This is a genomic window from Tunturibacter gelidoferens (assembly GCF_040358255.1).
Lineage (GTDB): Bacteria > Acidobacteriota > Terriglobia > Terriglobales > Acidobacteriaceae > Edaphobacter > Edaphobacter gelidiferens.
This window is the reverse complement of the sequence record NZ_CP132938.1, coordinates 3132136-3155538: the sequence shown is the minus strand read 5'-3', so window position 1 is coordinate 3155538 and position 23403 is coordinate 3132136. Positions and strand designations below refer to the sequence as shown.

Annotated in this window: 14 protein-coding genes; 8 read left to right on the top strand and 6 right to left on the bottom strand. The window is 55.7% G+C overall.

All coding sequences use genetic code 11. The annotated features are described in order from the left end of the window. Positions 1-3624 (top strand): urea carboxylase, encoded by a 3624-nt coding sequence (uca, locus tag RBB81_RS13995; RefSeq protein WP_353071064.1) that lies wholly within the window; start codon positions 1-3, stop codon positions 3622-3624. A 17-nt stretch (positions 3625-3641) separates the two neighbouring features. Beyond that, complete coding sequence (gene atzF / locus RBB81_RS13990) at positions 3642-5441, top strand: allophanate hydrolase (RefSeq protein ID WP_353071063.1); 1800 nt, start codon at positions 3642-3644, stop codon at positions 5439-5441. Between the two features lie 36 nt (positions 5442-5477). On the opposite strand, the gene RBB81_RS13985 is transcribed toward atzF, so the two are convergent. Further along, complete coding sequence (locus RBB81_RS13985) at positions 5478-6212, bottom strand: glutathione peroxidase (protein ID WP_353071062.1); 735 nt, start codon at positions 6210-6212, stop codon at positions 5478-5480. 388 nt (positions 6213-6600) lie between these two features. Here RBB81_RS13985 and RBB81_RS13980 point away from each other — a divergent pair, with 388 nt between their 5' ends. The 3 genes from RBB81_RS13980 (at position 6601) to RBB81_RS13970 (ending at position 12972) form a co-directional block, all read left to right on the top strand. Beyond that, complete coding sequence (locus tag RBB81_RS13980) at positions 6601-7518, top strand: LysR family transcriptional regulator (protein WP_179582638.1); 918 nt, start codon at positions 6601-6603, stop codon at positions 7516-7518. 558 nt (positions 7519-8076) lie between these two features. Continuing rightward, positions 8077-11832 (top strand): carboxypeptidase-like regulatory domain-containing protein, encoded by a 3756-nt coding sequence (locus RBB81_RS13975; RefSeq protein ID WP_353071061.1) that lies wholly within the window; start codon positions 8077-8079, stop codon positions 11830-11832. 123 nt (positions 11833-11955) lie between these two features. Beyond that, positions 11956-12972: an MBL fold metallo-hydrolase gene (locus tag RBB81_RS13970; protein WP_353071060.1), complete on the top strand. Its 1017-nt coding sequence runs from the start codon at positions 11956-11958 to the stop codon at positions 12970-12972. A gap of 294 nt (positions 12973-13266) precedes the next feature. On the opposite strand, the gene RBB81_RS13965 is transcribed toward RBB81_RS13970, so the two are convergent. Further along, the gene (locus RBB81_RS13965; RefSeq protein ID WP_353071059.1) at positions 13267-14898 is read right to left on the bottom strand and encodes a rhamnogalacturonidase; all 1632 of its coding nucleotides are present in this window, start codon (positions 14896-14898) and stop codon (positions 13267-13269) included. 105 nt (positions 14899-15003) lie between these two features. Between RBB81_RS13965 and RBB81_RS13960 the strand changes: the two genes are divergently transcribed. Next, positions 15004-15159: a hypothetical protein gene (locus tag RBB81_RS13960; RefSeq protein WP_353071058.1), complete on the top strand. Its 156-nt coding sequence runs from the start codon at positions 15004-15006 to the stop codon at positions 15157-15159. A gap of 1002 nt (positions 15160-16161) precedes the next feature. Here the strand turns inward: RBB81_RS13960 and RBB81_RS13955 are convergent. Beyond that, a complete protein-coding gene (locus RBB81_RS13955) occupies positions 16162-16857 on the bottom strand; it encodes a response regulator transcription factor (RefSeq protein ID WP_353071057.1) in 696 nt (231 codons plus the stop codon). Then, positions 16854-18299 (bottom strand): sensor histidine kinase, encoded by a 1446-nt coding sequence (locus RBB81_RS13950; RefSeq protein ID WP_353071056.1) that lies wholly within the window; start codon positions 18297-18299, stop codon positions 16854-16856. The genes RBB81_RS13955 and RBB81_RS13950 overlap by 4 nt, the downstream gene beginning before the upstream one ends. A gap of 193 nt (positions 18300-18492) precedes the next feature. On the opposite strand from RBB81_RS13950, the gene RBB81_RS13945 reads away from it, so the two are divergent. Continuing rightward, positions 18493-21960 (top strand): TonB-dependent receptor, encoded by a 3468-nt coding sequence (locus tag RBB81_RS13945; protein ID WP_353071055.1) that lies wholly within the window; start codon positions 18493-18495, stop codon positions 21958-21960. A 476-nt stretch (positions 21961-22436) separates the two neighbouring features. On the opposite strand, the gene RBB81_RS13940 is transcribed toward RBB81_RS13945, so the two are convergent. Both RBB81_RS13940 and RBB81_RS13935 read right to left on the bottom strand, forming a co-directional pair. After that, entirely contained in the window at positions 22437-22754 is a 318-nt protein-coding gene (locus tag RBB81_RS13940; protein ID WP_353073936.1) for a DUF1214 domain-containing protein, read from the bottom strand. Then, complete coding sequence (locus RBB81_RS13935) at positions 22717-23145, bottom strand: hypothetical protein (RefSeq protein WP_353071054.1); 429 nt, start codon at positions 23143-23145, stop codon at positions 22717-22719. The genes RBB81_RS13940 and RBB81_RS13935 overlap by 38 nt, the downstream gene beginning before the upstream one ends. Here RBB81_RS13935 and RBB81_RS13930 point away from each other — a divergent pair. Further along, the gene (locus RBB81_RS13930) at positions 23145-23288 is read left to right on the top strand and encodes a hypothetical protein (protein WP_221272804.1); all 144 of its coding nucleotides are present in this window, start codon (positions 23145-23147) and stop codon (positions 23286-23288) included. The genes RBB81_RS13935 and RBB81_RS13930 overlap by 1 nt on opposite strands. Positions 23289-23403: the final 115 nt, after the last annotated feature.

Sequence of the window (23403 nt, the reverse complement as noted above, 5' to 3'; positions counted from 1 at the left end):
ATGTTTAAGAAGGTTTTGATTGCGAACCGCGGTGCGATCGCCTGCCGCATCGAGCGCACTTTGCGAAGAATGGAAATCATGTCGGTTGCGGTTTATTCCGCCGCAGACTCCAACTCCCTGCATGTGTTTGAAGCCGACGAGGCCATTGCGATCGGACCTGCACCAGCGGCACAGAGCTACCTGTCCTTCGAGAAAATCCTCGACGCGGCAAAGCAGACTGGAGCGGACGCGATTCATCCCGGCTATGGATTTCTCAGCGAGAATGTGCAGTTTGCGCGAGCGTGCACAGCCCAGGGAATTTCATTCATCGGGCCCGAACCGGAACATATTGAAGCATTTGCACTGAAGCACACCGCTCGGGAAACAGCGAAGCACTGCGGAGTTCCTCTCCTGCCAGGCACTGGTCTGCTCTTCGGCCTGGACGACGCATTAGCCCAGGCGGAAAGGCTCACGTATCCCGTCATGTTGAAAAGTTCGGGCGGAGGAGGCGGTATCGGAATGCGGTTCTGCCTCTCGGCCCAACAGCTAAGCGAAACATACAACTCCGTCCTACGTCTTAGCCGCGCAAACTTCGGTGATAGCGGAGTCTACCTTGAGAGGTACGTCGCTAAAGCCCGCCACATCGAGGTACAGATCTTCGGCGATGGCAAAGGCCAGGTGATCGCTCTGGGGGAACGCGACTGCTCGGCCCAGCGCCGCCACCAAAAGGTCCTGGAAGAAACACCCGCGCCGGGACTGACCGACGCCACCCGCGAAAAACTGTGCGCCTCGGCAATTCTGCTGGGCAAGGCAGTGAACTATGCGTCAGCGGGCACAGTCGAATTCATCTACGACGACGATACCGGCGAATTCTATTTCCTTGAAGTGAACACGCGGCTGCAAGTCGAACATGGAGTAACTGAGCAGGTGACTGGCATCGACCTCGTAGAGTGGATGGTGCTACAGGCATCCGGGGACCTCGCCCCTCTGGACTCGTTCACTATCAGACCGGTCGGCGCTTCCATCGAAGCCCGCGTGTACGCAGAAGATCCCGCGCAAAATTTTCAGCCCTCGCCAGGCAAGCTAACCCTCGTAAACTTCCCCGGCACTGAGCTGGCTCGAGTAGAAACGTGGATCGAATCAGGCTCGACCATCACGCCCTACTACGATCCGATGATCGCAAAGATCATCGTCACCGGCAAAGATCGCACTGAGGCACTCGCGAAGCTCGGCGCCGCGCTTGACGCAAGCTCTATCGACGGCACCGAGACGAACTTGCGGTATCTGCGCGAGATCGCGGCATCTCCAGAATTTGTATCTGGAAAAGTTACAACATCATTTTTAAGCAACTTTGCGGTTACGCGAAATTCAATTGAGATCCTCGACGGCGGGACCCAGACAACGATCCAGGACTACCCCGGACGGACAGGCTACTGGAACATCGGCGTCCCACCTTCGGGACCAATGGACCACCAATCGTTTCGCATCGCAAACCGCCTGGTCGGTAACAACGAAGGCGCTGCAGCAATCGAATTCGCGACGATGGGCGGACGTATCCGCTTCCACTCCGACGCACTGATCTCCCTCACGGGCGCCGACATGGGCGCAAAGCTGAACGGCAGCCCGATAAACCGCTGGACGGCCATTGAAGTAAAAGCAGGCAGCGTCCTCTCTCTGGGGGCATCATCGAAGGAAGGAATCCGTTCGTACCTCGCACTGCAAGGCGGTATCGACACGCAACCTTATTTGGGAAGCAGAAGCACCTTTCTGCTGGGTGGGTTCGGCGGACATGCAGGACGTGCCTTACGATCAGGCGACGTAGTGCACTTGGTTACAGCCGCCAAAGACTCCACCGTAAAACTCCAGACTCCCGCACACCTTCCGGCGTTGTTCATCCCGACGCTGACCCGAACCTGGGAGATCGGCGTACTCTTTGGCCCGCACGCGGCCCCCGACTTCTTCACCGAAGAAGACATCGAAACGCTCTTTACCACCCACTGGAAGGTCCACTACCAAAGCGATCGCACCGGTGTACGCCTCGTAGGCCCAAAACCAAAGTGGGCTCGACCCGATGGCGGCGAAGCTGGCCTTCATCCCTCGAACATCCACGACAATGCCTACGCGATCGGCACAATCGACTTCACTGGAGATATGCCAATCCTGCTTGGCCCCGATGGTCCAAGCCTCGGTGGATTCGTATGTCCTGCAACCATCGTTCAGGCTGAGCTTTGGAAGTTAGGCCAACTCAAGGCAGGCGACCTGATCCGCTTCAGGCGTATCACGCTCGCCGAGGCTGAAGCGATGGAACGCGCCCAGGATGCCTTCCTCGAGAACTTTTCCACCGCGCCCCCTTCCCTTCCCAGCGCTTCTTTACCTGAACCCGCGGTGATCGCAGCGTTTGTCGACCGCCCACAGAAGATGGTCTTTCGTACGGACGGTGACAAGTACCTTCTGGTGGAGTACGGGAAACTCGAGCTCGACCTTTATCTCAGGTTTCGCGTCCACATCCTGGAACAGAATCTACGCGCAGCTAACCTCGCTGGCATCATCGACATCACACCCGGCGTTCGCTCACTGCACATCCACTACGACAGCCGCAAAGTAGCACGCGCGAAGCTCATCGAACTGCTCGATAAAATCGACCGCACCATGCCAGAGCTAAGCGACATCACGGTGCCGTCTCGGATTGTTCATCTCCCTCTGTCTTGGGACGACCCGCAGGCAAAGCTTGCACAGCAGAAGTACATGCAGGCGGTTCGGCCTGACGCGCCCTGGTGCCCCTCGAACATAGAGTTCATCCGCCGCATCAACGGTCTCGAATCAATCGATGAGGTCTATCGCATCGTGCATGCGGCGAGCTATCTGGTCTTGGGTCTCGGCGACGTCTACCTGGGTGCCCCAGTGGCGACACCGGTCGATCCGCGCCACCGACTGGTCACGACCAAATACAATCCCGCCCGCACCTGGACGCCAGAAAACGCAGTCGGCATCGGCGGCGCCTACATGTGTGTCTATGGCATGGAAGGTCCAGGTGGCTATCAGCTAGTCGGCAGGACAATTCAGGTGTGGAATACGTGGAAATCGACACCTGCGTTTGCGCCTGGAACTCCATGGTCTCTTCGCTTCTTCGATCAGATACGCTTCTATCCGGTCAGCGCCGAGGAGCTTCTCGAAGCACGGGAGAAGTTTCCCCACGGACAATACGAACTACGCGTCGAGGAGACCACCTTCAACCTCAAGGAGTATCAAAAGTTTTTGGACTCCATCAGCGTAGAGGCTGCAGCCTTCAAGAAGCATCAGAAGGAATCCTTCAACGCTGAGCGCGAACGCTGGCAGCAGTCCGGACTGATGACCGTCGCCGAACCAGAGACTGAGCCCGAAGAAGAAACGACCGTAGTGGTAGCCGACGGCTGCGAGGGCATCGCATCGCCAGTGACCGCCAGCGTCTTTCAAATCGTGGTCGACAAAGGCCAGACGGTGACGGACGGAAAAAAGCTTATCGTACTCGATGCCATGAAGACCGAGATCGCCGTGTCCTCCCATATAGACGGCACAATCGAAGAGATATATTGCGCACAGGGAGCATTGGTTCAGGCGGGCCAGCTTCTGCTCTCGGTGCGTCCCACGCAGCCCATAGCTTTATAAGACACCGCAGGAGAACAATGAACATTGCAGCTCTTCATGCAGCGTACGCAATGAGAGACGAAAGTCCCGAAAAAGTAGTCGAGGCGATCTACAGCCGAATCGAGGCCGAGGGTCTGCAGCCCGTTTGGATCTCGATCGTTCCTCGAGAGAAGGCCTTGGCACATGCGAAGGCATTGCCTGCGGAAGACAGAAGCAAGCTGCCGCTCTACGGAATTCCCTTTGCAGTCAAAGACAACATCGACGTAGCAGGCATGGCAACGACGGCTGCCTGTCCAGCGTATTCGTACCTCGCGGCAGAATCTGCAACGGTCGTCTCCTTGCTCCAACAAGCAGGCGCGATCCTGATCGGCAAGACGAACATGGATCAGTTCGCCACCGGTCTGGTTGGCACGAGAACCCCTTACGGCATCTGCTCAAGCGTCTTCGACAAACGCTACATCTCGGGTGGCTCGAGTGCTGGCTCGGCCGTCGCAGTGGCTAGTGGACTTGTCTCTTTCTCGCTAGGAACCGATACCGCAGGGTCAGGTCGCGTGCCGGCCATGTTCAACAACATCATCGGGCTGAAGCCGACGCGGGGCGTGGTCAGTACGCATGGTGTGGTGCCTGCGTGTCGCACCCTCGATTGCGTCTCGGTGTTTGCGGAAACCGCACTCGATGCAGCGTTGGTGCTAACCGTGGCCGGTGCCTACGACGATCAAGATCCATACTCCCGAGCACCTGACACTGGGGATGGAGCTTCCCCGTGGGCGGCGACGTCTAGCTTCCGCTTCGGCGTCCCCGCCGCCGCGACACTCGAGTTCTATGGCGACCAGTACAATCCGCAACTCTACAAAGCCGCGGCTGAGGCACTCGAAGCCCTAGGAGGCAACCCGGTCGAGTTTGACCTCACGCCGTTTCTTCAGGTGGCGCAATTACTCTACAAAGGTCCTTGGGTCGCAGAACGGTACGCAGCCATCTCGACATTTATAGGCGCACATAGAGACGAGATGGACCCAACCGTCGCAAAGATCATCTCGGGAGCAGCAAACTACTCCGCGGTCGATACCTTCGAAGCCGTATACGCATTGGAGACGCTCAAGCTCGCAATCAAGCCCCTCTGGAGCACCATGGACTTGATGCTCCTCCCGACCGCGCCAAAGACCTTCACGATCGAGGAGGTCGCAGAAAAGCCCATCGAGCGAAATAGCATCCTTGGCCAGTACACAAACTTTGTAAATCTGTTGGACCTGGCAGCAGTCGCACTCCCCGCGGGTATGCGACCGGATGGGCTGCCCTTCGGAGTAAGCCTGATCGGACAAGCGTTCACTGAAACCGCCTTGCTTCCGATCGCCGACAAACTGCACCGCAAGCTGGCGAAGACGCTGGGAGGATCCGGTCGCAGTCTCGCGGACGCTCCCGCACTTGCCGCATCGCAGCCGCCGCATGGTTGTCTGCTCATGGCAGTCGTTGGGGCACATCTCTCCGGACAACCCCTGAACTGGCAGTTAACACAGCGGGGCGGCAGACTAGTCAGAACATGCAGAACAGGCACGCAGTACAAGTTTTACGCCCTGAAGAATACAACCCCTCCCAAGCCTGGTCTCGTCCGTATCCCCGGCTTCCAGGGGCCGGGCATAGAGATCGAGGTATGGGCTCTCCCTGCAGACACAGCCGGCACCTTCGTCGAAGGAGTTCCGCAGCCACTCGCAATCGGTACGCTTCAATTAGAAGACGGCGCTCTGGTAAAGGGCTTTCTCGTCGAGCCAACGGGCGTCGAAGGAGCTCTTGACATCACGGAGTTTGGCGGATGGCGTCGGTATCTGCAAAGCTTGAAATAGTCATAGCTCTAAACAGCGGGAAAGATCCGCTGTGGACTACTCACTATCATCATCGTCCCCAGCCGCAACCTCTTTTCCGCCTTCCTTCTTCGGCTTGTACCTTCCTTCGAGGACCTGCCCAATCGTTGAGATCATCTGGGGGGAGTCCGGCGTAACGTCCGGGTCAAGTCGCGCGATGATCCTGCCGTCCTTGTCGATAAAGAACTTGGTGTAGTTCCAATGGACAGGGCCTCCGGCGGGAGCGCCTTTGCTCTTCGTCAAGTAGAGGTAGAAAGGAATCTCTGCGTCACCGCTCAACTTCGAAACCGCCATCACAGGGAAGGAAACCTTGGCATCGGCATAGGCTTTCTGGATCTCCGCGTCGGAACCTGGCTCAGCCGCACCGAAATCGTTTGATGGAACTCCAAGAATCACAAGACCCTTATCTTTGAAAGTCTCCGCATCCTTGATCAAGGCTGGAAGTTGAGCGTGGTACTCCGATTTGCGACCTAGATTCACAACCAAAATGTATTTACCCTTGAAGCTCGAGAGTGGCACATCCTTCCCATCTGGACCCGGCAGGTTGTAGTCGTACGCAGTCTTATCAGGCTTTGCTGGCTTGCCCCCGGTATCGCCGACCTTGAACGGGTGTTTCTGTTTGCCATCATTCCCGGTAGCCCGCCCCGCATCTTGTGGTTGATATCCGAACGCTGGTATCTCATCGATCAAAAGGAAGAAGACAAAAGAGCAGGCATAAGCTGCGCAAATCTTCTTCACTAACGGATTTAGCACCTGATCGCTCCTTAGTTGTGCATACGTGAAGGTCTAGTCAAGTCGTAAAGAGTCGGAGCGGAGGGCAGCCTCCTACACCTTTGCGTTGATATTGAATCCTTCACGCAGCCAAAGGCACCACTGAAACCAAAAGATCTACATTTCGCATGGACGATAACGGGAGTGTAGCTCCCAAGAGGGATACAGCCAACTCACTATATATTTTCCTTATGCCTCTCATAAAAAAATCGTCTATTGCCAATCCTGTGTTGTAGGTATGGTTTTTCTCTATACCTTAAAGGAAGCAGCACGATCACAAATCAGTCCGACAGATGGGCCACAAAGATCTCCGCGCCCGCAAGTCGCCTCTAGAAACCGAACAGATTGTTGAAGAAGATCCGAGGCCGAAATGGATATAGATCAACTGAAGACGTTTCTTGAAGTGTCACGTCAGAAGAGTTTTTCACGGGCCGCGGAGAAACTACATGTCACGCAGCCCTCCGTCTCTGCCCAAATCAGATCCCTCGAAACCTATCTCGGCTATCGTCTTATGGAGCGAGGCGGCGGTAAGGTGACGCTCACAGCTGCCGGCCGAGTCTTCGAGCCGTTTGCGGAGGATTGTCTGTCGCGGCTGAAACATGTGAGCCTCATGCTCGCAGACACCGAACGGCTGCCGCGAGGTACGCTGACGGTTAGCGCGAATGACTCCACGGCGCTTTACGTTTTGCCGCTCCTCATCTCCAAGTTCAAGAAGCAATACCCGCGTGTTGCGCTCAACATTGTTCGTGCCGAACGCTCCAAGACGCTTGAACTGGTATTGGACCGCGAAGTGGAGTTTGGGATCGTCTCATTGCCCGTGAAAGATCCACGGCTTCATGTGGAGATTATTCACGAGGATAACCTGGTACTTGTAGTACCTGCCGGACATCCGCTTACGTTGGTCAAATGCGCGACACTGTCGGACGCAGCGAAGTTTGGATTTCTCGTACCCAAAGAGGGCCGACGCCGTGAGCTAATCGACCATTTGTTCGTTCAGAACAAGACAGCTAGACGCATCGCCATGGAAGTCGATTCGAGTGAGTTGCTGAAACGCTTGATTCTAGCGGGTTTGGGTATCAGCTTTCTACCACGCATCAACGTCATTGACGAACTAAATCAAGGTCGGCTGCAAACGGTCGCCATAAAAGATGTCAACATCCCGCGGAACCTAGGGCTCATATCCCGTCGTGACATGCCGCTGACGCGTGCCGGCAACACCTTCTTTACCTTTGCTATAGGGAGCGTCCGCCCTTCGCCCGATCCCGAAGCCCACGACGACGGACAGTAAGTTTTGGCTCGCCACGAACCGCCGACGCCTCTCCAAGGGGATCAGTTCCACCCTATTGGTAGCTCCTCAATCGCCTGGGAGGTAGACGGCTGGTCGCTGAGTGCCAGCCTCAAACGTCTAGAGAAGAGGCCTGGACTACGACATGACACAAAGTTAGAAATGCAATCGTTCCTCTGACGAGGAGCAGATGGCTTGTGCTGTCTCGGAATCGAACCTCTTCAGCGACTTGGATCCGGGAGGCTTGAGACTCGCGTACCACTGCTCTCATTTTGAATGAGCCTTGATTCCAAACTCTTCAGTATCGGCATCTTTTATTGGGAGCATAGCTGAACGTTCATTCGATTGATTTCGATAAAACCCCTGTGCATAATCGCTCTACACCGCCTCACAAGCTGCATCATTCTGAGTCCTGCAAACCCTGACTAGCTTCAGTGGCAAACGTGTATCTGCCGCCGCCTTCTAAGTGTCCACGCAACAGGTTATCGCCCCTGAGCCGTTCTACGCCGAACTGAACGCGCCATCATCCGTCAGTCGAATCTAATTCTGGAGTCTCCCTCTATGCGTTGTATTCGCCATTCGTCGATTCTGTTTCTTCTCCTGGCCTTTGTAACATTCGGTTATTCGCAGACCGCAACCACCTCGCTCCACGGCGTAGTAGTCGATCCGCAAGGAAGCGTAATCGGCGGAGTCGACATCACTCTCGCGGAGAGTTCAAACGGATTCACGCAGACCCACAAGACCAACGAAAGAGGCGAATATAGCTTTCAACAGATCCCGCCCGGAACGTATCAAGTGAAGGCGGTCTTCCCGGGCTTCTCGGAGCAGGTAACAAAGGTGGAGCTCCTGGTCTCCACCCCTGCGAATCTGCCCATCAAGCTCACCGTCGGAACCAGCGAAGTGGTGAGTGTGGAGACAAATCTCGCAGACCTGAACACCACCGACGGAACACTCGGCAAAGCCTTCGATCGCGCTCAGGTCCAGAATCTTCCCTATCTCGCCAACAACATCACCTACCTGCTCTCCCTGCAGCCCGGCGTCCTCGCACTCGATAGCGGCGCTCAGACCGGCGGTCTCAACACCGATCCCCGCACCGGCATCGTCAACGGCGCGCGTCAGGATCAATCCAACCTCACGCTCGACGGCGTCGATAACAACGACCAGATCTTCGGCTATGCCTTCAACGGCGCACTCCGCTCCACACGCGACTCAGTCGAAGAGTTCCGCGTCACCACCACCAATGCCAACGCCGACTCCGGCAGGTCTTCCGGCGCGCAGGTCTCGCTCATCACCCGAAGCGGCACCAACTCGATCCACGGCAGCGCCTACGAGTACTATCGCGATCCTGGCACCACCTCCAACAACTGGTTCAACAAACAAGCTCAGTTGAACTCCGGAGAACCCAACGTCGCAGCCAAGGTTCTCGAGCACACCTACGGCGCTTCCCTCGGCCTCCCCATCAAGAAAGACAAGCTCTTCTTCTTCGGTGCCTACGAGGGCTTCAAACAAGCCAGCGACGTTACTGTCGGTCAAACCGTGCCCTCTACTTTGAACGGTGGTGGTCTCGTCACCGGCAATGTCACTTATCAGGCTTGTCCAACATCCGCGACCTGCCAGAACGGCACGACCTATAAAACGCTCACCTCTGCCGAAATCGCGCAGCTAGATGGACGGTCTTCTGACCCGACCTGCGCCACGACCACCTGCTTCGCTCCCTCCACCAACGCCGCAGCGATCGCATACTTCAAAACCTTCCCGCTCTCAAACTCGAACGGCGCAGGCGACGGCTACAACACCGGAGGCTACAACTTCGTCTCACCGGCACCAATCCACCAGATCACCAACATCGCCCGCCTCGACTACAACCTGACCTCAAGGCAATCCCTCTTCGTGCGCGGTAATCTGCAGAGCGATAACCAGGTGACAGCTCTCCAGTTTCCCGGTCTGCCCCCTGCCTCGAGCGCCTTCTCAAATAACAAAGGCATCGCCGCCGGTCATATCTGGACCATCAACGACCGCATGACCAACAACTTCCGTTATGGTCTGACCCGCCTGGGCAGCGCCTCTCGCGGCACCGGCAGCGAACCCTACGTCGCATTCGGCGCCTTCAGCACCATCACGGCAACCACAACCAGTACCATCTACGCCCTCACCACCAACAACTTTGTAGACGACTTTTCCTACACCAAGGGCCGGCACACAATCCAGGCTGGCGCCAACATCTACTACGTTTCAAACGGCCAGTACTTCGACGCACCTCTGCTCTCCTACGCGAACGTAAGCCCGAACCTTCTGGCAACGGCCGCCATCGCCAATCAGGGTGGAAGCCTCGACCCGGCCGCCTTCAACTGTCCCGACTGCGGAACAGTCTCAGCTTCCTTCTCCAACTTCTACAACAATGCAGTCATCTCGAACGTCGGAGCCATTGAAACCGCGCAGACCGGTACCGAATTCCTCGTACAAAACAACCAGCTCGTGCCTCAGGGCGCAGGCATCGTCCCCACCCACACCTTCCGTAATCTCGAACAGGAATACTACGTTCAGGATCAGTGGAAGGCGACGTCGCGGCTCACTCTCACCTTCGGTCTGCGCTATGTCTATCTCGGCGTACCTTACGAGAAAAATGGACAACAGATCGCACCCACCATCCCGCTCGATACCTTCCTCGCCGATCGCGCCTCCGCTGCCGCTGCAGGCAACGCGTACACCGACCGCGTTGCCTTCCGAGCCGCCGGATCGAAGAATGGTCAGCCCGATTTTTGGACCGCGCAGAAGCGCAACTTCGCTCCCCGCATCGCCTTCGCTTACACCACACCAGACAACAAGACCTCAGTTCGTGGCGGATTCTCCCTCGCCTACGACCACTTCGGCTCGGCGTTGATCGATTCCTACCAGTCCAACCCGCAATCGCTCCTCTCTCTCTCGCAGGTCAATCTCGCTACCTATACCAACATCAACTCCAACCCGCGCTTCACCGGCTACCATGACGTCCCAACCATCGCGGGCGCTACGACTCCTCTTCAGCTGCCGTTTACCCCTGCCGACAGTGCGTTTACGTTCGACTACAGCATCAACGACAAGCAGAAGACTCCTTACGCAGAAGCCTTCAACCTCACGATCCAGCACGAGTTCGCGCACAATCTGGCGTTCACGGCATCCTACGTCGGAAGGCTTGGACGCCACCTCATCCAGAACATTGACGTTGCCATGCCCACCAATCTCTACGATCCCGGCAGCGGCCAAAACTACTTCCAGGCCGCTACCGCATATGACAAGATGGTTGACGCTGGCATAGACGCAGGAACGGTTCCGGATAGCGGCTACTTCCATAACGTCTTTCCGAACTTCAGCTTCAACGGCTACGTTGGCGCGCAAGCCTACTACGCCTACTTCGCTGCGAACCGCGGCAACGAAACCAACGCCCTCTTCGCTGCGGATACTGACCCCACTGCCTCACCATCAAATCAGAGCTTCCGCTTCTTCTACCCTCAGACATCCTCGATCTACGCCCAGTCCAGCACCGGGGTCAGCAACTACAACGCTCTCCAGCTCTCGGTTCGTCAGGCTCTCCGCTACGGCCTGGAGTATGACGTCAACTACAGCTACTCCAAGTCCATGGACGAGGGCTCCGATCCCGAACGAAACGGAACAACCGGCAGCCCAATCATCAACTCCTTCTCCCCACACCAGTGGTACGGCCCATCCGACTTCGATGTACGCCACAACATCACCGCAAACTACACCGCACCGTTTCCCTTCGGCAGAGGCACCCCGTTCCTCAACGGCGGCGGCATCCTCGATCGGATCGTCGGAGGATTTCAGCTAAATGGAGTCGTCCACTACAGCACCGGCTTTCCCTTTAGCGCTGTGGCCTCCGGCAACTGGGGAACCAACTTCGCCTTCAACAGCAACATGGTTCAGACTGGTAGAATCCCAACTGGCGGACATCACTACGACGCCGTCAACCTGGAAGAGACAGCTCTCAAGGGCATCACCTCCGCCGACGCGCATGCCAATCTGCGATTCGCCTACGTCGGAGAGAGTGGACAGCGTAACAACTTCCGCTCCGACGGCTACCTCTCCATTGACGACGGTCTGTCGAAATCCTTCCACACATGGCGCGAGCAACAGCTGAGGCTCTCCGTTGAAGTCTTCAACGTCATCAACACAAACCGTTTCGCAACTGTGCAAACCGACGGAACCAGCAGCAACTTCGGGGTCTACCAGAACAGCATCTCTACCGGCAACGCCACCCCACCCAGTTCCCTCTTGCTACAGCCACGTCAGATGCAGTTCTCTGGGAAGTACACCTTCTAGAAGCGATGAAGGAACAATGGCGCGCAAACCGAAAGGGATGCGCGCCATAACTCGCGATGACTCCCTTTTCGTGAGACGATCTATCTGCCTCTTCCACTATCAAGCTCCAAAATCGAGGTCATCATGTTTCGAGTTGCTCTGGCTGCAACGGCACTGACCGTTGCGCTGTCTCTCTCGTCTGGGTCCGTGCTGGCGCAGCTTCCGCAGCCAAATGGCGGAACCATTGAGCGAGGTACTCTACCCTCTCACTGGCTATCTCAGGAGCCGAAGTGCATGGAAATTCCCGAGTGGCAGGTCCATGAGTACAACCCCAATCTCTACATCCTCCGGCAATCCCCTTGTACCGATTTTGAGAAGCCCTTTATCTATCTCCTGTTCGGCAAGGATAAGGCCCTTCTCATGGACACCGGCTCGCGCAACGGCAACCTGGCGCCGACGCTTCAAGTAACGGTCAAGAACTGGCTCGCACGCAACGGGCGCACCAGTATCCCGCTGATCGTGGTCCACTCTCACGAACACGAAGACCACATCTGGGGAGACAAGGAACTGCAGGCGATGAACAACCCCGCGATGCCGGTGACGTTCATCCCCTCGGAGATCGAAGCGACGAAGCGCTTTTACGGTATCGAACACTGGCCCACGGACATCGGACACGTAGACCTTGGCGACCGCATCATTGATCTCATTCCGATCCCCGGCCACAGCGCCGTGAGCGTCGCCCTTTACGATCGGAACACTGCAATCCTCCTCGCCGGAGACACCGTCTACCCAGGTCGACTCTACATAGCAGACTTCTCTGCCTTCCAAGCCAGCGTGGAGAGGTTGATCGAATTCACCGCGGGCAAACCAGTGGCGCAGATCCTCGGCAATCACATCGAGCAGACCAGCACCCCGTATCTCGACTATCCGGTCGGCACCATGTACCAGCCCAACGAACATGAACTTGCACTCTCACGCGGCGCTCTGCTCGAGCTGAAGGATGCCCTCCTCTCCATGCACGGGACCCCAAAGCGACTCGCGCTGCGGGATCTCTCCGTTTGGCCCGTCGGTCCAAACTTCATGAGCCCTGCAGAGAAAGCCCAATTCAAAATTCACGAAAAAGAAGAGAAAGACAAGATGTGGAACCACGCCCCTCAGTAGCGGCTGAGCAACCCTCTGCCACACATTCCGTTAATGCGAGCGTTTGCATCGCAAAGACGGAAACCTGCAAAATAAATACGAAGTCCATGGCATATCTCTTTCAAACTTAAAGCAGCTTTGAGTGCGGCAGGAGAGAGAAATTTCTTAGAGCTCAGCTTCCTGCAAATCGCGCTTGTTGAACATAAAATGAAATCACGACGATTCGCGACGCGCAGTCTCAAAAACGAGAAAGATGGTGTTGTGAAGGCGCAGTTGCCCTATAGCAACCGAACAGAGGTAACAGATTTGCAGCACCTAGAGTGTTTCATTGACTACCCTGCCCAGAATCGCATCCTTGGCGGCGCGGCTCAGGCTGATGCGTATATCTCCAGCGTGGCGTAACGCGAACGCGGGCGGTGAAGTTGGGGCGGTAATCGCGAAAAAGTCAGCACGCTCCACATCTTCGAGAACGACCGCGGGCCGCCCATCCATTGCCATAGGAGCGATCTCAACATGGCTCATCTCAAGATGGCGCAGGTGTCGCAGGAAGAATCCATGCGCTGGCATGGGACCGAATACACCCGGATCCGGATACTTGTCCACATCCTCAGGTGGCACGATCTTCGCCTGTTCGGGGCTAATCCCTCCCTTGTGCTGCATGTAAAAGTTTGCGATCTTGATGTCTTCTATCGGATAGTCCGGAATTCCTGAGAGGATGTTGCCGATGCTTGCTTCTGAGTTATAGGACACGATGTTGGACACCAGGATGCGACGCAGTACGCCCACTCTCGTTGAATCTTTTGGTCCACGAAGTCGCGCACCGAGACGGAAGAACAAAGGCCCGTAGATCAGATTGCGCATGCTGATGTTAGAGATGGTAATGTCTTCGCACAAAGCTCCATCTTCACTCTCGAGCGAAAGGCTGTTGCAACCCTCGAAGACGCAGTTTGTGATCGTGATGTTCCTGAAGCCGCCATTCGATTCGGTCCCGCATTTGATACGGCCGGTACGGTAGATATTCTCGCCCGGCGGGAAGATCTTGTAGCTTCCGTCGAGTACACTGCCTAGCTGGTAGTAGCCAGTAACAGTGCAGCCCGTGATGGTGACGTTTTCCGTCGATCGCGCATAACCAAGCGCATAGCTCGACTTAGGACAGATCCCGTCATCCCAGGGCGAATTCACGATGCAGTTCGAGACGTGTACGTTCTTGCAACAATCTAGATCGATCCCGTCGCGATCGGTGTCGATTGTAAGGTTGTCGATGGTTAGATTGTCTACGCCGGTAAGCAATAGGCCGAAGTGGCCGCCCTTCAGGATATTGAGGTCGCGAAAAATGACATTACGACAGTTCTTTAATGCAATGGCTTTGTTGCCAACGCCGGGTTGTTCTGCTTCGTAGATCGGGTAGTCGCCGCGGCGCTCCCCCTTGATCCATCCACCGAACGAAAGCCCTTTGCCATAGATGAGGCCAGGACCACTGATTCCGACGTTATGGAGATCCTCTCCCCAGATCAGTGAATTGTGCCAGTGGTTGTGACCGTAATCCTGGTAGGCGTCGTATGCGGTCTTCGCCTCCGCGGCGTCGTACTTCCCTCCCATCTCACCTGTCGTCTGACCTGGTAACGGGGAGGCGGCAGCGAGGATGGTTGCGCCTTGCGAGATATATAGATGCACCTGGCTGCGGAGGCGTATGGAAAAACAGAGATAGGTCCCGGCTGGAAATACGACCGTCCCGCCCCCAGCAGCCGCTGCGGCGTTAATCGCTGCGTTAACGCCCGGGGAATCCAGAGTTCTGCCCGATCCGGTCGCTCCATAAACCCGAACGTCGAAGAACAAAGGAGTCATCACAGGATTGGCTGAGTCGGTCTGGCCAAAAACGGGCTTGTTGGTGAGCCCGGCGAGAGCAAACGGAGCGAATTTGAGCATGCTGCGGCGCTGGTTATTCATTCGAGTAAGCTTACCAAGCCCTGAGTGAAGAGAACGCCTCGCTTCATACGAGCCGCAATCGACTGGTCAGAATTTCCTTCACTCTGAGGCAAAGGGAGATTGGAGATGAAATTGACACTGACACAAATTCTGAACGAAAAAAATCCAAATACTGATTCGGTCCTTCACGCAGCACGATATTTTGTCGCAGAAAAATTCGGAGATGTCCCTCCCTCTGGCATGCGAGAGACTTTGCTGGAAAGTTGGATCACTGCTGCGTAACTAGATTCTTCGATTATGAAGCTCGAATCGGATTTAGCCTCCCTTGAAGACGAATCACTTCTCATTTTTGGACTCCGCGTTGCAGGAGCGACAAGATGATGCACCTGCAATCGAACGGGCATTTGATGAAGCGACGGCAAACGTCCCTGTACTCGAGACTGCAATCGTGGCACTCGTTGTCATGTACGACTTGTATCTGCTTACTCCGCCTGGTAATAAACCAGTTCGGATTGTTAAGCCTAGGGTTGTGAAAAAGGACGGAAGTGTTGAAACGTCGAGTGACGCCACATATCACGAGCCAACGGGCGCGTTGGCAAGCGTGGTCGATTTGATAAGCGGTGCAAAGTCACGTCGAAAGCGCTAGATGTCTCCAAGTTAATAAGGCCAAGAAATGGGTTGAACCCCCACGGTCAGCCCACGCCCACTGGTTAGAAAGTTGATGCCAATTTGATGCCAAACAGAGCCCGGAATACCGGTTTTTACCGGCCCTACCGGCTATTAACCCCTTTAGAATGTTTAGCCGTCCAACTTTAGCACACCTTCACACGGGGGAAGTCGTAGGTTCGATTCCTGTGCCCACCATATGAATCAGTTAGTTACAAGCTATGGCCCTTCGAAAAGGGCGCAAAATGGGCACAAAACACCACAACATCTTGTGGTTGCCCGTTATTCATGCCACAATCTCCAACCGTTCCAGTGAAAACAACGCATCACAACTTTGACACTGCCGCGCCTGCAAGAAACCACCCGGCGTGTCTCATTCCTGAGGCATAGTAAAGGCCAGATTGAAAACAAGCATCACCCTGGACCTCGAGATACGCTGCGAGGGCAAGAACGGCGAATGTGCCGGCGGGGTGGAGACAATCTGAGCAAGTTGATTCATTCTGGTCCTTAGAAATTGCATCTTCGAGTTTTCTCTATTGCCTGTTTGCAATAACGGAACCAAACGATTCGCCACTCTGTCATCACGTGTCTGAGCACCCGCGTTGACATCGCGGTCCGTTATTCTTCACGGAAGCGATAGCCGATATGGCTCTCGGTCAAGATATAAATGGGGTGTGCAGGGTCGTCTTCAATTTTCTTTCGCAGTTGATTGATGACAACTCGCAAATATTCACGTTCGTTGCTGTAGGGCGGTCCCCAGATAGATCGCAGCAGATTTTCGTGCTTGACGGGTCTGCCGGCATGCTCCATCAAACAACGGAGGGTCTCGTATTCTTTTGGAGCGAGGTGGATCTGTTCACCCTTTTTCTCGACGAGGCGGCGATTGGCGTCGAGCGTGATGTCGCCCACCGTGCTGATCAGATCTGGTTCTCCCATCGGAGCATGGCGACGCCGGATGACTGATCGTAACCTTGCGGTGAGCTCACGAATCTGAAACGGCTTCGTGACATAGTCGAAAGCCCCCGCGTCTAACGACTCGACGATATCCTCTTCATCGTCACGAACAGTGAGCATGATGATCGGGAGTCCCGGAAAGGTTTGGCAGATTCTTCGACACGTATCCTTCCCTCCCATGCCCGGCATGTTGATATCGAGGAGGACCGCGTCATAGCTGACCATGCGCAATTGCACGAGGGCCTCTTCCCCGTTATGAGCCTCCCCAACTGCAAATCCTAGCGCCCCCAAGGTTTCGAACAGGCTCTGGCGTATTCCTGCATCATCTTCAACAACGAGCACCTTGCTTTTCTGATTCACGCTTTCTCCTTTGCCATGCGGGGTAGTGCGATAGCGAACGTCGTTCCATTCACTTGATCGCTTTCAACCCATGTTCGCCCGCTATGCGCTTCAGCGATGCGCCTCACTACGGAGAGACCGATCCCGGTGCCGGAGATCGTCTTCACCGACCCAGAGCAACGATAAAAACGTTGAAACACCTTCTCTTTTTCGTCATCCGGAATAAACGAGCCTTCGTTTTTGATCCTGATAACCAGTTCCGCTTCTTCTTCGTGAACCGCGATGGCCACCTGAGAATTGGGACGGCCGTACTTTGCAGCATTGTCGAGGACTTGGAAGAGGGCCATTTGAAGAAGCTTTCCATCTCCATATACGGCGTTGTGCCCCGAGCTCACCTGGAAGTCAATGGAATGCCCATCCAGTTCCTGTGATGATTCCGTAATGGTGCTGTGTATCAACCGAGCTACGTCGACTTGCTCGCGCTTGATCTTTAGATCGCCGCTATCCAGCTTCGCGGTAAGGAGCAGATGGGTGGCGAGGTCGCTAAGGTGCCCCGCATGGCGATCAATCAAGCCAACCAACTTTTCTTCCGTGCCCGACAGGGTGTTCATCGCGAGCAGACCGGAGCTCGAAGCTCTGATCGTTGTAAGTGGGCTCTTGAAAGCATGTGCCAGGCCATCCAATATGGCGGAGCGTAGCTGCTCGCTTTGTTTTGCCGCTTCTGCATTTGCTTCAGTCGAGAAGGAGCGTGCCCTTTCGATTGCAACTGCGGCAAGCGAGGAGGCTGCATTGATCGAGGCAGAGTCGAGCGAATGCCCGCAGAGGAAGAGGGATCCAATAGGCCGGGTTCCTAGTCGAAGGACACGCCGGGAAACACCTGTGCTCAAGTCATCGTCATTTGTTTCGAGAAAGTAAGCGGAGCGCACTTCGTCATCGGAGAAATCACAATCTCCACTCTTCCACTGATGCACCTCATACGCGTTCCAAAGGGCTACCCCTTTCACTCGCAGGCTGGAGCGTATGAGATCGACGAGTTGCTGATCGACTGCGTCGTCCCGATTGAGGAGCAGAATATTCTGGCTGAGTTCGTAAAGCTTCTGCTGTTGAGCCTGGCGCCGCTCTAACTCACGAGCGTGGTGGCTCACTCGGTCTGAGAGGCTACTGACGACCAAAGCCGTTGCTTCAAAGACCAGCAGCGCGATCCAGTCGGGCGAATCTGTGATGTAGAACTGGAACAAAGGTTGGGTGAAGAAGTAGTCGAGGCAGGCAACGGACAGAATTGAAACGGCGCTCGCTTCGAATAAACCCCAACGAAGCGCGATGACCACCACTAGAAAGAGTTGGATGGAGGTTGCGGCGGAGAGATTAAAGTGAAGGCGGTAGGAGAGAAGCGTCAACAGCATTCCAGCGGCACAGCCACCGGCAATCCTGCGTAGGACCACCTGGATTGGTTTGGCAATCATTCGGTCGCCCCTGCCGGAACTATAGCGATTGAGGCATAAACAAACCGTTAAGAAGGAGCTTATGCATTGCTAATGGTATTCACGGTTCACTGAAAGTGTCGGTCTTTTCCGGCATACGAGGTGATTCGACATGAACTTACTTAGAGGCCTTCTTTCACTAGACACAGCAGCACGCACGTCCCTTGTAGAGGATATGGCGGTATCGCTTCAACAGCAGAACGAGGTTCAGCACACTCACAGGCGGGAGGGGCGGAGCGTTCTGAGACGCGTTTCATGCAGCGTCATCTCCCTGATTATGTGCGGCCTGTTGTTGGTTGCGGGGCCGTTAGCCCATGCGCAGTCGACGTTTGGAAGCGTCAGAGGCAATGTAGTGGACGCGAGCGGAGCGGCCATTCCAGATGCGCAGATTGTGCTGCACAACTCAGATGAAAATACAGAACGCGCGGTCAATACGGATACTTCAGGCGGCTTCGTCTTTGAGAACGTAAAGGCCGGCAAGTACACGCTACGTGCTCATCGCGATGGCTTTGCCGATACTGTTGTGTCGGGAATTTCAGTAGAAGCGCGACAGGACTTGAGACTTGGCGCCACACTCAACGTGGCGGCACAGTCGACAACTGTGGAGGTATCCGGTGCGGCGGACCAGATCAATACGGAAAATGGAACGATCAGCGATTCGAAGACGAATATCGAAATGACGCAGCTGCCCCTGAATAACCGCGCGACTACTACGAGTCCGCTCGGGGCGCTTGGCCTGTCTCCCAACGTTCAGACAGATAGTGCTGGCAATATCGCTCTCGGCGGAGCGAGCTCCTCAATGGTGAATTTCTCTGTCGATGGTATTTCAACTGCCAACGTGCGGCAGAATGGAGCGCTGCAGGACGCCTATCCTTCACAGGAAGGAATTGCTGCAGTTAAAGTGACCGCATTCAACAACAGTGCGGAGTTTTCCCAGGTTGGCGATGTGACATTCACCACCAAGAATGGGACAAGCCAGTATCACGGGAGTGTCTTCGAATATTTGCAAAATCAGGCGCTGGATGCCGATCCGTATGGCGCTAGCGGCAAAGCCCCCAAGAAGTTCAATACGTTTGGCTTCTCGTTGAGCGGGCCCATTGTGATTCCACATCTGTATGACGGGCACAGCAAGACGTTTTTCTTTGCGGACTATGAGGGCAACCGGCGCAGCACTGCGGTGTTCCAGCAATATGTAGTTCCGACGGTCGCAGACCGGAGCGGCAACCTCTCCGATATAGGTGGCCCTACAATTCCATCTACCCAGATTAGCCAGACAGCAAAGGCACTCCTCGCCTACTATCCATTGCCGAATGTGGCAGGCGCTACTAACCAGACGCGGGCCATCAACTATCAGAACTTTCAGGCGACGCCGGCAAGCACCGACGGCGCGGACATCCGGGTCGATCAGACGATCTCGTCCAAGCAATCGGTTTATGCGCGCTTTAGCCGCAAGAACATCACGACGGACTTCGCGAATCTTTTTCTGCCGGATGATTCGGATTCCATTCACAATCGGAGCTTGTTGATTTCGCACACCTACACGATTACTCCAAAGCTGCTGAATGAGTTCCGCTACGGCTTCACGAACGTTACGACCAACGTCAACTTCCCGATTCAAGGTTCCACTGCGCTGAGTCAGTTGGATCTGACTGGTGTGAATATCAGTCAGCATCCGCTAACCCACGCATTCCCTACCTTCAATTTCAGCGCGGGCACTCCGTTTCCAGTGATTGGAAGAGACAAGGCAGGGGTCACGCAGTCGAAGACGACGCAGTTCAGCGATAACCTGACTTACAGCTTCGGCAAGCACACGGTGAAGGGTGGGATCGATATCCGTCGGGTTCGATATTTCGATCTGGAGAGCTTTGCCCCACAGTTCGCCTCAGATGATTTCGGGGCCTTTATCTTTCAACCATCGTATGGAAACGCCCAAGGCGATCAATTTACGGGCAATGCCTTTGGTGACTTCCTCGAAGGCGCGCCAACCACACTTTACTTCGCTGTCTCGAGCCCGGATGTCGGAGGGACCGCCACGCAATATAGTTTCTTCGCTCAGGACGAATTCCAGGTGAACAGCCGGTTGACGCTCAGCTACGGTCTTCGCTGGCAGATTCTTCCCGGCTTTCAGGAGGACGGCGGCAATCTGGCAAACTTCGATCAACGAAATAACTCGATTGTCGTTCCTGATGCTTTGGCGGGATACCTTAGCAGCCAGAACATCACCTCTTCCAATGTTGCTTTCCAGCAGTCTTTCAATGCGTGCCCGTCCGGCACCGCGGCCGGATCGACCGTTCACGGGTTGCCGTGCACTGGATATATCACGGCCAGCCAGGATGGATTGCCGCAGAGTCTGCGCCAGACCTATAAAGGCGACTTCCAGCCGCGCATCGCGATTGCCTATCGTCCGTTCAACGACACCAAGACGGTGGTGCGTGCTGGATTTGGCATCTATACGATGACCAACCTGGGGCCACTTTCGTTCAACAACAGCGGCAACCCAACCTCAAATCTGCACACGTATTCCAACTCCAACAGCGCCGGACCGAACACGCCACAGATCGTGTTTCCGAATACTGCTCCCAGCACCTCCGGTGGTCCAACCTTCGGTGGCGGCGGACTGGATCAGGGAGTTGATCCCAACTTCCGCGACCCCCAGTCAAACCAATGGAACGTGACCGTGGAACGGCAGCTATCTAACGCAACATCGCTTCGCGCGAGCTACGCTGGCATGCACACCTACCGGTTGAGCATCACCGAGGATCTTAACCAGATTCCCGCCGGCACGATTCCGTACAATACGGGAGCAACGGCTGGGGCTTTCGTGGATTCCCGCGCGCCGTATCAGAATTGGACGACGCTGCTCAGCACGTTCAATGCAGGTGAGGCAAACTATCACGCGTTCGAGCTGCAGGCGACGCATCGTTTGGAGCGTGGGCTCTACGTGGATGCAAACTACACCTACGCAAAAAATGAGGCTGACAATCAGGGTGATGCACCGAGCGCGTTCGCCGGTGAGGTCAATTACGGACTTCCCATTGCCGATCGGTTTCATATCAAACAGAACCTCGGCAATGTTTCCGGCACTCGTCGCAACCGCATGCTGTTCACGGGGATGTATCAGCTGCCTTTTGGCAAGGGCCGACAGTACATGAGTACCAGCACAGCCAAGGATCTATTTCTCGGTGGCTGGGATCTGACAACCGTTACGCTGCTTGAGACGGGGCCCTGGCTTACGCCCAGTATCAGCGGCTCTGCCGATCAGTCGAACACGAACGTCGTCAATCGCAGCGCTGTGCTGCGTCCGGATGTGGTGCCGAAGGGTATGGCCGGAGCTGTGACCTACAACAACCTGTCCTTCCTGGCGACCCCGGCAGGAGCAGGTCGTTTCGGGAATGCAGGAGTTGGGACCATTCAGGGTCCTGGCACGGCTACGGTGAGCCTTGGTGTGGCAAAGCGGTTCGCTATCACCGAGAAGGTGCATGCGCGGTTCGAGACAACCTTCACGAACGTTCTGAACCACACCAACTTTGCGCCACCCGTGACGGCGATCGACAACTCGCTATTCGGGCAGCTGACCGGACCGCAAACGGCTGAGAACGCGGGAAATCGGACGGGACAGGCGGCGCTCAGAATCGATTTCTAATTCGATTGCCCGTTTTAGGGAGGTGAAGAGATTTCTTATCGCCTCCCTTTCATTCATATCATCTACACGCTGAAGTGGCCCGTTTCGTAAACTCAAATTATCCAAGGGGCTGGAGCTGCTGGCTACGGCTTCCTCAAATTTGAGTTCATTGCGGTCGGTACGCTTAAGCCGCTTGGCCTCCTCATCCAGAGCAAGTAAGCGCTAGTGGCGTCGGCTTCGAGACGGCGACGCCACCTTAGCGAATGACGCTTCGATGGAGCCGGGCTTCTGGTTCAAACAATCGGTACCGAGAGGGCGGCTTATGAGAAGTGATCAGCGACGGACTACAAAAGCGTCGTGCCTGCAAAACGGGGTTTGCGGCAATTACAGATGTGAAGTTGCCGAAAACCGGACTTTCGAGGAATTCTAGACGGATTAGCAACACAAGCGCGTTTTTCGTTACCAATCCTGTCCTGGGTCAGTACTGTGGGCATTGGTTACTTCACCTCTTCGACGTCGCCTGGTTTCCAGCTTCCGTCAAAGGCGGCTTTTTCAGGACCGTAGACGCGGAAGTAGACAAACCAGCCCTTGCCGGGGATTGTTTTGATCCACTGGTTCTCATGTCCCTGGGGGAGCGTTGGGACCGAAGTAGAGTTCGGTCGGCTGAGTTTTGGAGACGTCCTTGCCTGATCGGTCTGGACCTGGCTGCGAGTGTCGGTGTCATAGACCGTGACGGACCAGAAGAGCTTACCCGTTACCGGCTGCGGAACGGTGAGCTTATAGCTCTTGCAATGGGTCGCGCTTGAACATGGCAGGCGATGCTCCGATGGCCTGATAGAACCATTTATCGCGGGCGTAGAAGTCGCCGTAGTTGGGAGTGTTGAAGTCGCCGTCTTCGAAGCGGAGGGCGGCCCACTCCCACTTGCGATCGGGCCAGACGATGCGGTTGGGGCGGTTGTCGCCGAAGGACTCGACGCGCATCTGGGCGTTGCCGATTTTGGCGGCCTTTTCGAGGATGGCGGTCATGCGGGCGTCGGGGGTGAAGGGCTTGCCTTGCTCGATGCCAAGGGCGGCTAGCTCGCCGTAGAAGTAATGGACGCGCGGGTTGGATGGTTCGGAGCTAATGACGTTGTAGAGCTGTTGCCAGAACTGGATGTTGTTGTCCCAGGCGAGGGGCGTGGTAGGGTGGGGGTGAGGTCGAGCCATTGGAACTCAGGCCAGCCGGGAGTGGGCTTGAGTGGATGGACCCTGACGGTCTTGATGCGTTCGATGACGGCGGGGACGTCGCCGCCGACGGGGAGCGAGCGGATGCCGACAAGCTGCGCCATCATTCGCACCATCACCAATGAAATCGGAGAACGACATGTCGAGCTTTTCTGCCTATTCCTCTCAAGATCCTTCAGTCCATACCATGCTTCTCAGCGCCGCACCCGCCGGTATGTGGTACGAAGGCCGTTAGTCCAT